Origin of the sequence: Zoogloea sp., assembly GCF_044344315.1 — a bacterium.
Lineage (GTDB): Bacteria > Pseudomonadota > Gammaproteobacteria > Burkholderiales > Rhodocyclaceae > Zoogloea.
Map to the genome: position 1 here is coordinate 1 of NZ_JBIJDC010000139.1, position 11591 is coordinate 11591.

Here is an 11591-nt window from a genome sequence, read left to right on the forward strand (position 1 = left end):
GGCTCGCTGAACGGTTGCGCCCGAGGCAGGTGCGATGGCGCGTGTCTACCCGGTCGGCAAACCAGGCGGTGGTCAGCTTGCGCTGGATCTTGGGGCTCTTGAGATCGATCCGGGGCATGGCCTCCCGGGGCAACCGGGTGCCGGCGCGGCTGTCGGCGAGGGCAAAGACCTTGCTGTAGAGCGGCGTGCTGGAAAAGCGCGCGGTCTTCTCCAGGCGCAGGTCACGCTGCATCTCGGCCCGGGACAGGCCCAGCTGACCGGCAAGGCTTTGCAGTGCCGAAAGTGTTGCACTGGGCTCCGCCGCCGGGACGCCGTCGGTGTAGCGCAGCAGATCGCCGTCCAGGGCCAGCGGCCGGCTGGTGAGCCTGGACACGGCCTCCTGGAAGGCGGCATTGCGACTGCTGTAGCGGCCGGCGTTGAAGTCCGCAAAACGGTACAGGGGCTGGGTATAGGGTGCCGGGTAATCGAGCAGGATGGCGATGCCGAAGTAGAGCCCGCCACGGCGGGTGAACACTTCGTCGCGCACACTGCCCCGCCGCGGATACGGATAAGACTTTTCCTTTACATGCTCTTCGGCAAAGGCCACGCTGACCTGCATCGGGCCCCCGGTCCGGACCGGGTTGTAACCGCCGAGCAGGGTTCTGCCCGCCGGCAGTTCCGAGATCATGTCGTCGAACAGGGCATTCATCTGCTTTTCGGTGCGCAGGCTGTCGATGCGCGCCTTGTAACTGCGGCCATCCGGCGAGGTCTTGAGGAGGGCCGCATCCACCAGCAGCTTGGGCAGATGCAGGCGCTCCCGTCGGGTGTCTATTTCTTTCCAGACGATGCGCGATAACCCCGCCACTTCCGGATCGGCCTGGAAGGTGGATTCCTGTTCGGTCACCGCAATGGCGGCACAGATGTTGTCAGGCGTGGGTGGCAGGCGCAGTGCGGCAAAGGCGGCAAAGATGTCCGCTGCCCAGCCGTCCCGGTCTTTCAGCAGGGTGGGCAGATAGCCGGCGACGAGGGCCCGGCCTTCGCGCTCATCGGGGTAGCTTGTGACCACCGGGCGAGGCGGCGGCGGTGCTGGTACGGAAATGACTGGCGGCGGCTGTGCCTGAACCGGCCGCTGCGGCTCGCTGATCACGGGGGGGCGGGGCGTTGTCGGTGCCTGGCCTGGAGCGGGTGGCAGTGTCGGCGAGGGGCGCGACTCGACCGGCCCGGTACTGGCACAGCCAGCCAGCAGGGTCACTGCAGCCAGCAGGCCAAGGAGGGATGCCGCGGGCTTCAAGCCTTCTCCGTGCCCTTTTCGAGGCGGGCAATGCGGCTCAGGCTACGCGTATGGAAGGCGGCATAGCCGAGGCCCAGGAGGGCCATGATGCCGGTGAGGAGCACGGGCCCCTCTGCCGGCTGGCCGGCCAACACGTTGGCGACGAAGGAGTAGCCCAGCACGCAGGCGGCGGTGAAGCCACCAATGATGCGTACCAGGGCGAAGGTCTTTTGCTGCTTGAGTGTGAGCGAGGACATCGGGCGCGGATTCAGGAAACCGGAGTGGCGCGAGGATCGGGCTTCTCCCCGTCCTCGTCAAGCACTCCGGCGCCTTACAGAATGCTCCGGCCCAGCCAGTAGCCACCGGCAGCGATCAAACCCGAGCAGGGAATGGTCAGTATCCAGGCCCACACGATGTTGCCCGCCACACCCCAGCGCACGGCGGCGGTACGGCGCACCGAACCGACCCCGACAATTGCGCCGGTGATGGTGTGGGTGGTGGACACGGGGATGCCCAGGCTGGTGGCGAGGAACAGGGTGATGGCCCCACCGGTTTCGGCGCAGAAGCCGCCGACGGGCTTGAGCTTGGTGATGCGCTGCCCCATGGTCTTGACGATGCGCCATCCGCCAAACAGGGTGCCGAGGCCGATGGCCAGGTAGCACAGCACCACGACCCACATGGGCACCGGATCGCCCTGCGCCGTGACGCCGGCCGCCAGCAGCAGCATCCAGATGATGCCGACGGTCTTCTGGGCGTCGTTGCCGCCATGGCCGAGGCTGTACATGGCCGCGGATACCAGTTGCAGGCGGCGGAACCATTTATCCACCCGGCGCTGGGTCTTGTTGCGGCACACCCAGGCCACGATCACCAGGATCAGGGAACCAAGCACGTAGCCGAACAGCGGCGAGATGATGATGAAGGAGACGGTCTTCCAGATGCCTGACGAGATCAGCGGATCGGTACCGGCTTTGGCAATGGCAGCGCCGACAATGCCGCCGATGAGGGCGTGGGATGAGCTGGACGGGATGCCGTAGTACCAGGTCACAACGTTCCAGGCGATGGCCCCCAGAAGGGCGCCGAAGATCAGGTAGTGATCCACCACTGCGGGGTCGATGATGCCCTTGCCCACTGTGCTGGCCACCTTGAGCTGGAATACGAAGAGGGCCACGAAGTTGAAGAAGGCGGCCCAGGCCACAGCCTGGTGGGGCTTGAGCACGCCAGTGGAGACGACGGTCGCGATGGCGTTGGCCGCGTCGTGAAAGCCGTTCATGAAGTCAAAAAGCAGGGCGACAACAACCAGCCCGGCGATGACCCAGAACCCGATCTGTACGGTTTCCATGGCGGTGCTCAGGCGTTTTCGAGCACGATGCCTTCGACGATCTTGGCGACGTCCTCGCAGCGGTCGGTAATCGATTCGAGCTGCTCGTAGATGGCCTTCAGTTTCATGACCTGGAGCGCGTCACGCTCGTCGCGGAAGAGCCGCGACATGGCGCCCCGCATGATGCGGTCGGCGTCGGTCTCGAGACGATCGATTTCCTGGCAGGTCTGGAGGATGGCGCTGGCGTTGTCCATGTTGGAGATGAGCCCGACAACGATCTTCACGCGGGTACAGCAGGACAGGCTCACGTTGGCCAGTTGCAGGGCTTCCGGGGTGATGCGCTGGATGTGGTAGAGCGTGGTGCACTCGGCGACGTCCTGGACGGTATCGAGGATGTCGTCCATGGCGTTGATGAGGCTGTGGATCTCGTCGCGATCGAGGGGGGTGATGAAGCTCTTGTGGAGCTGGGCGACGGTTTCGTGGGTGATCTTGTCGGCGGCTTGTTCGATGGCCTCGATGGCGCTGATGTGTTGCTCTGCGCTGGCCAGATCCTCCATCAGGGCGACCAGAGCCTGACCGCCGAGGACAATTTGCTCCGCATGGGAGTTGAAGAGTTCAAAAAAACGGCCCTCATGGGGCAGCAAGCGTCCGAACATGGGTTTTGTGGCAATCAAATGACTGTAATGTTTCATTTTAACAGAGGCGTCCCCGCGCCACGAGCCGACACGCGCCAACTGTAGGGCGCTTACAACGTATTGCTCCTGCTTCAGTCGGCCTGATTGCTGCCGTTAGCTCGAAGAGCCCGTCATTCTTCATCGAGGCGGGTGTTCTGGATTCGGTTTGGAGCAGGTCAATGCCATTAAGGGATTTGAAACTATCGGAACTCATCGGTGCCCTCAGCCACGCCCTCGACATCACCGAGGGGCAGCCGGAAGGGCACTGCGTGCGCTGCTGCTGGATCGGCATGCATGTGGGCAGAGCCATGGGGCTTTCCGACGAGGCCCTGTGGGAGCTGTACTACACGCTGCTGTTGAAGGATCTGGGTTGCAGCAGCAATGCGGCGCGGATCTGCGAGCTGTATCTCACCGACGATCTGTCCTTCAAGCGCGACTTCAAGACGGTGGATGGCAGTCTGCCCAAGGTGCTGAAGTTCGTGATCGGGCATACCGGCCTGGGGGCGACGCTGACGGATCGCTTCAAGGCCATCGCCCACATCTTTCAGAACGGCGACGGCATCGCCCAGGAGTTGATCGAAACGCGCTGCACCCGGGGCGCTAGCATCTCGCGACAGCTACGCTTCAGTGAAGCGGTGGCGATGGGCATTCACTGTCTGGACGAGCACTGGGATGGTAGCGGCCGGCCCGCGCGCCTTCAGGGTGAGGCCATTCCGGTTTATGCGCGGATTGCCCTGCTGGCCCAGGTGGTGGACGTCTTCAATGTCTCGGACGGCATGGATGCGGCGTGCTGGGAGGTGGAGGACCGCGCCGGCAGCTGGTTCGACCCGGCGGTGGTGGCCGCCTTTCGGCGGGTGGCCGAGTTGCCGCACTTTTGGGAGCGTCTCGCCGAGCCTGATCTGGATGCGGCCGTCTTTGTGCTGGAGCCCGGGCGCTTCGCGGTGCCTCTGGACGAGGACTACCTGGACGAGATTGCTGCCGCGTTCGGGCAGGTGGTGGACTCCAAGAGCCCTTACACTGCGGGTCACAGCACCCGGGTGGCGCTTTACACTGACCGGATCGCCGAGGCGCTGGAGATCGATCCGGCGCGCCGGCGCTGGCTCAGGCGCGGGGCCTTGCTCCACGACATGGGCAAGCTGGGGGTGAGCAACGCGATCCTCGACAAGCCGGGGAAGCTGGACGGGGAGGAATGGGCTGCGGTGCAACGCCACGCTCTTTACACCGAGTCCATCCTGTCGCGGATCGATGCCTTTGAAGAGCTGGCAAGGGTGTCAGGGGCGCATCACGAGCGCCTGGACGGCAAGGGCTATCCAAGGGGAATCCGCGGAGATGCCATCTCCCTGGAAACCCGCATCATCACCACGGCCGACATCTTTGATGCGATCACGGCAGAGCGCCCCTATCGTGGGGCGATGCCGGTATCGAAAACCCTGGAGATCATGGGTGAGGAGGTCGGCCGGGCCATCGACGCACGCTGCTTCGATGCCTTGAAGCAGATCGTCGGCGGCCTCGACCTCGCCTGAGGTCGAAACGCGTGATCAGGGCTTGGGTTTGCGCGACTTGAAGTCGCCGCCCGGACGGTCAAAGCCGCCTTCCTTGCGGAAGGGCTTTTTGGGCGGGGCACCACGACCACCAGGGCCGGGGCGGCCGCGTTCGCGGGCCGCTTCTTCAGGGCTCGCAAGGCGGATGTTGAGAGGCTGCTGGCGAACCCGCGCACGACGCAGGATCTGGATCACGTCGTTGGACAGGTCGGAAGGCAGCTCGACGGTGCTGTAATCCTCGAACAGATTGATCTGGCCGATGAAGCGGCTCTCGATGCCGGCCTCGTTGGCGATGGCGCCGACGATGTCCTTCGGCGAAGCCATGTGCTCGCGACCCACGTCGATGCGATAGCGGGCCAGCCGGCCTTCGGCATAGTCGCGACGGCGCTCGAGAATCTCGCCGCGATTTTCGCGGGGCTCGCGGGGCTCGCGAGTTTCGCGTGCATCCCTCGGGGCACGTGCTTCCGGCTTGCCGGTGGCCAGCTGGGCAATGTCGGGCCGGCCGGTTTCGGGCATCTGCAGGGGGCGATCCTTCTGGGCGAGGAAGGCCAGGGCCGCAGCGATCTCGTGGATCTCGGCCTCGTGCTCGGCTTCCATGCCGCTGATCACGTCGGTGAAGAAGCTCAGGTCTTCGGACGCAAGCACCTCGGCAACCTGCTGGCGGAAGGCAGCGACGCGCTTGTCGGCGACGGCCTCGCGGCTGGGGAGCTTGAGCAGCTCGATGGGCTGGCGGGTGGCACGCTCGATCTGGCGCAGGAGGTGAGTCTCCCGCGGGGCGACGAAGAGGATGGCGTTGCCGGCACGACCGGCACGGCCGGTGCGGCCGATGCGGTGCACGTAGGCCTCGGTGTCGTAGGGGATGTCGAAGTTGATGACGTGACTCACACGGGGCACGTCAATGCCGCGGGCGGCCACGTCGGTGGCGACGACGATGTCGAGGGTCTTGTTCTTGAGCTGCTCGATGACCCGCTCCCGAAGTTGCTGGGTCATGTCGCCGTTGAGGCAGGCGGCAGCGTAGCCACGGGCTTCAAGCTTTTCGGCCAGTTCTACGGTGGCCGTCTTGGTGCGCACGAAGACGATGGCGGCATCGAACTCGTCCTCGACTTCGAGGATGCGGGTCAGGGCGTCCAGCTTGTGGGCGCCGGCGATCTGCAGGAAACGCTGACGGATGGTGGAGACCGTGGTCGTGGCGGCCTTGATCTTCACTTCCTTCGGGTCACGCAGGTAGCGATGGGCAACCCGGCGGATGGCGTCCGGCATGGTGGCCGAGAAGAGCGCGGTCTGCCGTTCGGCCGGGATGCGTTGGAGAATCCATTCGACATCGTCGATGAAGCCCATGCGCAGCATTTCGTCGGCTTCGTCGAGAATCAGCGTAGTGATGCTGTCGAGGTTGAGGCTCTTCCGCTCCATGTGGTCCATCACGCGGCCGGGGGTGCCGACGATCACGTGGGCGCCACGGTTCAGTTGGCGCAGCTGGACGACCATGCTTTGGCCGCCATAGATGGGCAGCACGTGGAAACCGGGCATCTTGCTGGCGTAACGCTGGAAGGCCTCGGCGACCTGGATCGCGAGTTCGCGGGTGGGGGCGAGCACCAGCACCTGCGGGTTGCGCTTGGAGATGTCGACCTTGTCGAGGGCGGGCAGAGCAAAGGCGGCAGTCTTGCCGGTGCCGGTCTGGGCTTCGCCAAGGATGTCGTTGCCGGCGAGCAGGAGCGGAATGCAGGCGGCCTGGATGGGCGAGGGGGTTTCGTAGCCGATCTCGGTAAGGGCGGCGAGGAGCGGCGCCTGGAGGTCGAGCTGGTCGAAGCGTTCGATGGGAGCGGTCATGGGAGCGGGGCGCGGGCCGGGTGAAGGGTGAAGCGGTCTTGGGCCCGGTGAAAGAAGCGGCTTCAGATAAAACGTGATTTTACCGGAAGCCGGCGCGCCCGTCCCATGAGTGGTTCAGGGTTTTGTGACCGTAGTTGCGTCCTGCCCAAAGAGAATCTGGCGGGATTCGTCACTGACCGAGGGCGCCGTGTTGATGTTTGCCGCCAATGCATAGGCGCGCTGGGTGGCCGGCCGTTGCTGAATCGCTTCGAACCAGCGCTTCAAATTGGGGAAATCGTCGAGGTTCTGGCGCTGGCGGGCATGGGGCACGATCCACGGGTAGCAGGCCATGTCGGCGATCGAGTAGTCGGGGCCGGCGATGAAATCCCGGTCGGCCAGGCGCTTGTCGAGCACTGCGTAGAGGCGCGCCGTCTCCTTTACATAGCGCTCAATGGCGTAAGGGAGGCTTTCCGGGGCGTACTGCACGAAGTGGTGATTCTGACCCGCCATGGGGCCGAGGCCACCCATCTGCCAGAACAGCCATTGCAGGGTGTCGATGCGGACGCGCGGATCGGCGGACAGGAAGCGCCCGCTCTTTTCGGCCAGGTAAAGGAGGATGGCGCCGGACTCGAAGACGGAGATCGGCTCTCCGCCGCCTGCCGGGTCGGTGTCGACGATGGCCGGAATGCGGTTGTTCGGGGCGATGCGCAGGAAGTCGGGCTGGAACTGTTCGCCCTTGCCGATGTTGATGGGCAGGATGCGATAGGGCAGGCCGCTCTCCTCAAGGAAGAGGGTGATCTTGTGGCCGTTGGGGGTGGTCCAGTAGTAGAGGTCGATCATGGCGTGTAGTCAGGCAGCAGGGCGGTGTTCGGTGGCCAGCACCCAGGCGGCATCGAGGCCGCGGATGGGAATGCGGGGGTCGGTGGGGATGCGGCCGGCGAGCTGGAGCTGCTGGTAGCGCATGCAGGTGACCCGCAGGAAGGACGTAAAGTTCGCGTGTTCGTCGAGACGGCCGCTCGTCACCAGCTCGTCGTAGAGGCGGCTGACCAGCTGGGGGACGCTGAGGGCATCCCGTTCGCCAATCTCTTCGAGCACGGCCCAGAACAGGTTTTCCAGGCGCAGGCTGGTGGCAACGCCATGCAGCCGGATCGAGCGGCTGCGGGTGGCGTACAGCTCCGGGTCGGCGCTGATGAAGATCTGGCACATCGTCGCGTGGCTCCTGAAACGGGGAACGCCCCCGTCAGACCATTGTAGGTGCTGCGGGGGCGTGCGCCGAGTTGGGGACTATCCTGATCAGAGGCTGATTCTGGTACCGAGCACGGCCAGGAACTGGGCCAACCATGCCGGATGGGCCGGCCAGGCGGGCGCGGTGACCAGGTTGCGGTCGGTGATGGCCTGATCGATGGGAATGGCGGCGTAGGTGCCCCCGGCCAGTTCGACTTCGGCCTGACAGGCGGGATAGGCCGAGCAGGTGCGGCCTTCGAGCACACGGGCACCGGCCAGGAGCTGGGCCCCGTGGCAGACGGCGGCCACCGGCTTGTCGGCGGCGAAAAAGTGCCGGACGGCCTCGATCACGGCCGGGAACATGCGCAGGTACTCGGGGCCGCGGCCGCCAGGAATCACCAGGGCGTCGTAATCCTCGGCCCGGATCTCGGCAAAGGTGGCGTTGAGGGCGAAGTTGTGACCGCGCTTCTCGGTGTAGGTCTGGTTGCCTTCGAAATCGTGGATGGCCGTGGCGATGGTGTCGCCGGCCTTCTTGTCCGGGCATACGGCATGCACCGTATGGCCAACGGCAAGGAGGGTCTGGAAGGGCACCATGGTTTCGTAGTCTTCGCAGAAGTCGCCGCAGATCATGAGTATTTTGGCCATGCCTGTCTCCGTGTGGGTTGGGGTGGAGGCAGTGTGGCGCTGGCGGGCCATGCTTGGGTGGTAGCCGGTTACTGCGGCGTGGCGGAGGGCTGACGGGCGGGCCGGGTTTGGTCATGATGACGCTTTTGCGCGGAGTTTATTGATGGCCTATGCAATCCCCCAGCCCGCCCAGGCGGCCGTTCCGGTGCGCGGCAGCGATGCCTTGTTCCCGGTGCGCCGGATTTACTGCGTCGGGCGCAACTACGCCGCCCACGCCCGTGAGATGGGCTCCGACCCGACCCGCGAACCGCCCTTCTTCTTCTGTAAGCCGGCTGATGCGGTGGTGCCGGTGGCGGCGGGCCAGATTGTCGACCTGCCTTATCCCCTGGCCACTTCAAACTTCCATCATGAAATCGAGCTGGTGGTGGCCATCGGGCGCGGTGGTGTGAACATTCCGGTAGGCGAGGCGGCAGCCCATGTATGGGGCTATGGCGTGGGGCTGGACATGACCCGCCGGGATCTGCAGTTTGCGCTGCGCGACAAGGGGCGCCCGTGGGAGCTGGGCAAGGCCTTCGACAGCTCGGCCCCCATCGCGCCCCTTGTGCCGGCGGCGGAAGCCGGCCCGGTGGAGCAGGCGCCGGTCTGGCTGAAGGTGAATGGACAGCTGCGCCAGTCGGCGCGGGTGTCGGACATGAGCTGGTCGGTGCCGGAGATCATCGCCAATCTTTCCAGCTACTTCCGGCTGGAGCCGGGTGATCTGATCTTCACCGGAACCCCGGAAGGGGTTGGGCCGGTGACAGCGGGGGACGTGATCGAAGCCGGCGTGGACGGGCTTGGCAGCCTGTCGCTGCGCATCATCTGAGGGATGGCAGGGGAGGGGGCGTCACCTCCCTGCCGTCAGGGTGTCAGCCCCGCTCCGTGCGGAGGGCGTCTGCCCAGCAGTTGGGGGTCTCGTAGAGGCGTACCCGTTCAAGGCGCAGGTGATTGCCGTAGACGTCCCGATACAGGGGGTCGAGGATGCGGAAGGCTTCGGCAGCCAGGTTCTCTGCGGTCGGCACCACATCCAGCACCACCGTCTTGTGGCCAGGCATGCCCTGCAGGAAGCTCACCACCGCGGTATCGCCCTTGTAGGCCAGGAAGGCGTGGTCCCACACATCGACGAGATGCTGCTTGGCCACGGCCTTGACGTCGGCGAAGTCCATCACCATGCCGTTAACCGCGGCACCGGACGCCTGGATGATCTCCCCGGACAGGGTGATTTCCAGCGCGTAGCGGTGGCCGTGCAGGTGGCGGCACTGGCTGGCGTGGTCGGGAATGCGGTGGCCCGCGTCGAATTCCAGGCGGCGCGTGATACGCATGGGGTACACCGGTCGTGAAAAAAGGTCCCGTAGTATACGCGACCTCGATTTGGACCCGGATAGCCGCATGCTCACGAATGGCCAGATGCTCACGGTAAGCGACCACAACCGCAGCTTCATCGACATGACTTACGTCTACCCGGTGGTGTCACGGCGGGCGGGGGGTGTTTCGGTGGGCATCAACCTGAACCCCAACAATGCCTGCAACTGGCATTGCGCCTATTGTCAGGTGCCGGGGCTGGTGCGCGGCGCTGCGCCGGAGATCGATCTTCCACTGCTGGCGCGCGAGCTGAGCGGATTTCTGGACGAGCTGATCCGGGGCCGCTTCATGGAGGAGCACGTTCCGCCGGAGGCCAGGGTGATCCGCGACATCGCTTTTTCGGGCAACGGTGAGCCGACCGGGTGCAGGAACTTCGCGGAGATCGTCGAACGTGTCGTGGCGATCCGCGACGCAGCCGGGCTAAGCGGGGTACCCATCCGCCTGATCACCAATGGCAGCCTGGTGGACAGGCCTGCGGTTCAGGACGCACTGAAGGCGCTGTCCCGTGCCGGCGGAGAGGTGTGGTTCAAACTGGATGCAGGAACGGAAACCGACATCGCGCGCATCAACGGCGTGGATATCAAGCCGCAAGCACATGCACGGCGCCTGGCCCTGTGCGCGGAACTGTGTCCGACCTGGGTGCAGACCTGCCTGTTTCGCTGGGACGGAGTAGCGCCGACGAAGGCATTCATGGATGCCTACGTGGAGATGTTGAAGATGGCTGGAACTTCGTCACTGAAGGGCGTACACCTATATGGTGTGGCCCGCCCGTCTTTCCAGCCTGAAGCCGTACATTTGCAGCGTCTGGATCCCGAGGTGCTCGAGGCCATCGCCAAAGGCTTGAAGGACGAGGGGCTGACGGTGATGGTCAGCCCCTGACCCAAACCCGCATCAGTGGGCCACGCGTTCCTTCTTCTTGGCGCGCGCTTCCTTCTTCAGGGTCTTGAACAGCTCCGGGTTGGTGCTCTTCAGGTATTCGACAACTTCCACGTCGTCCTTCTTGATCTTGCTGATGTCGACTTGTTCAATATGAACAAGGCGCAGCAGTGCCTGCACGGGGCGGGGAATGTTACGACCGCTCTCGTAGCGGGAGCCGCCGCTCTGGGTGACGCCGATCTTGGACCAGAACTGGGACTGGTTCATGCCCAGCTTCCGGCGGATCTCGCGCACATCAACTTTTTCAGTAGTTTTCATTTTGCCATCCTCAAGGGGTTACTCTTGTCAGTTTTAACAACAGACTAGCTGCTGTGAGATATAACTTTCGTTATATGTCGAAAAGTATAGATCACTACTCGCAACTCATACAACGACATATTTGCTTTGGTTAGGGTTTTCCACAGTTCGTTTTCGTGATGTGGAACACGGCCCCCGAAAGAAACTCGTAGCTGCACGAGATCGCGTTATCCGATAAGATCACGCGCTTTCCACATCCTCATCTTCTTAGAAGTCAAGATGGCGCTCATAGTTCAGAAATATGGCGGCACCTCCGTCGGCAACCCCGAACGGATCAAGAACGTGGCCAGGCGGGTCGCGAAGTCCCATGCCAAGGGAGACCAGATGGTGATCGTCCTGTCCGCGATGAGCGGCGAGACCAATCGCCTGATCGCTCTGGCCAAGGAAATCAGCCCCAATCCCAGCCCCCGTGAACTCGACGTGGTGATCTCCACAGGTGAACAGGTCACCATCGGCCTGCTCTCCATGGCGCTCGAGGAAATGGGCATCAAGGCGCGCAGCTACACCGGCGGCCAGGTGCGCAT

At 64.2% G+C, this 11591-nt stretch carries 13 protein-coding genes and 1 pseudogene; 4 read left to right on the forward strand and 10 right to left on the reverse strand.

The annotated features are described in order from the left end of the window. The 4 genes from ACIQ09_RS20225 to ACIQ09_RS20240 all read right to left on the reverse strand — a co-directional run. A partial coding sequence (locus ACIQ09_RS20225) for a DUF1615 domain-containing protein (RefSeq protein WP_398313900.1) occupies positions 1-1270 on the reverse strand: 1270 nt, incomplete at its 3' end. Continuing rightward, positions 1267-1506, reverse strand: coding sequence for a hypothetical protein (locus ACIQ09_RS20230; protein ID WP_398313902.1), 240 nt, complete (start codon positions 1504-1506; stop codon positions 1267-1269). The genes ACIQ09_RS20225 and ACIQ09_RS20230, both read right to left, overlap by 4 nt. A 74-nt stretch (positions 1507-1580) precedes the next feature. Next, entirely contained in the window at positions 1581-2588 is a 1008-nt protein-coding gene (locus tag ACIQ09_RS20235; protein WP_398313904.1) for an anion permease, read from the reverse strand. An 8-nt stretch (positions 2589-2596) separates the two neighbouring features. After that, positions 2597-3259 (reverse strand): DUF47 domain-containing protein, encoded by a 663-nt coding sequence (locus ACIQ09_RS20240; protein ID WP_398313906.1) that lies wholly within the window; start codon positions 3257-3259, stop codon positions 2597-2599. 161 nt (positions 3260-3420) lie between these two features. Between ACIQ09_RS20240 and ACIQ09_RS20245 the strand changes: the two genes are divergently transcribed. Then, complete coding sequence (locus ACIQ09_RS20245; RefSeq protein WP_398313908.1) at positions 3421-4764, forward strand: HD-GYP domain-containing protein; 1344 nt, start codon at positions 3421-3423, stop codon at positions 4762-4764. A 15-nt stretch (positions 4765-4779) separates the two neighbouring features. On the opposite strand, the gene ACIQ09_RS20250 is transcribed toward ACIQ09_RS20245, so the two are convergent. From ACIQ09_RS20250 to ACIQ09_RS20265, 4 genes are all read right to left on the reverse strand, one after another. Beyond that, the gene (locus tag ACIQ09_RS20250; protein ID WP_398313910.1) at positions 4780-6609 is read right to left on the reverse strand and encodes a DEAD/DEAH box helicase; all 1830 of its coding nucleotides are present in this window, start codon (positions 6607-6609) and stop codon (positions 4780-4782) included. Positions 6610-6723: 114 nt separating this feature from the next. After that, entirely contained in the window at positions 6724-7428 is a 705-nt protein-coding gene (locus ACIQ09_RS20255; protein WP_398313912.1) for a glutathione binding-like protein, read from the reverse strand. Between the two features lie 9 nt (positions 7429-7437). Next, positions 7438-7794, reverse strand: a complete 357-nt coding sequence (locus tag ACIQ09_RS20260) for a ribbon-helix-helix domain-containing protein (protein WP_296413388.1) — start codon at positions 7792-7794, stop codon at positions 7438-7440. Positions 7795-7881: 87 nt separating this feature from the next. Beyond that, the gene (locus ACIQ09_RS20265; protein WP_398313914.1) at positions 7882-8457 is read right to left on the reverse strand and encodes a DJ-1/PfpI family protein; all 576 of its coding nucleotides are present in this window, start codon (positions 8455-8457) and stop codon (positions 7882-7884) included. Positions 8458-8599: 142 nt separating this feature from the next. Here ACIQ09_RS20265 and ACIQ09_RS20270 point away from each other — a divergent pair, with 142 nt between their 5' ends. Then, the gene (locus ACIQ09_RS20270; protein WP_398313916.1) at positions 8600-9298 is read left to right on the forward strand and encodes a fumarylacetoacetate hydrolase family protein; all 699 of its coding nucleotides are present in this window, start codon (positions 8600-8602) and stop codon (positions 9296-9298) included. A 43-nt stretch (positions 9299-9341) separates the two neighbouring features. On the opposite strand, the gene queD is transcribed toward ACIQ09_RS20270, so the two are convergent. After that, positions 9342-9794 carry a 6-carboxytetrahydropterin synthase QueD gene (gene queD / locus ACIQ09_RS20275; RefSeq protein ID WP_398313918.1) on the reverse strand — a complete coding sequence of 151 codons (453 nt, stop codon included), beginning with the start codon at positions 9792-9794 and terminating at the stop codon, positions 9342-9344. 67 nt (positions 9795-9861) lie between these two features. On the opposite strand from queD, the gene ACIQ09_RS20280 reads away from it, so the two are divergent. Beyond that, positions 9862-10713, forward strand: coding sequence for a radical SAM protein (locus ACIQ09_RS20280; protein WP_398313920.1), 852 nt, complete (start codon positions 9862-9864; stop codon positions 10711-10713). A 12-nt stretch (positions 10714-10725) separates the two neighbouring features. On the opposite strand, the gene ACIQ09_RS20285 is transcribed toward ACIQ09_RS20280, so the two are convergent. Next, on the reverse strand, positions 10726-11028 hold the full coding sequence (locus ACIQ09_RS20285) for a DNA-binding transcriptional regulator (protein WP_296403052.1): 303 nt from the start codon (positions 11026-11028) through the stop codon (positions 10726-10728). A 258-nt stretch (positions 11029-11286) separates the two neighbouring features. Here ACIQ09_RS20285 and ACIQ09_RS20290 point away from each other — a divergent pair. Next, positions 11287-11591: pseudogene (locus tag ACIQ09_RS20290) on the forward strand (aspartate kinase); the annotation flags it as partial.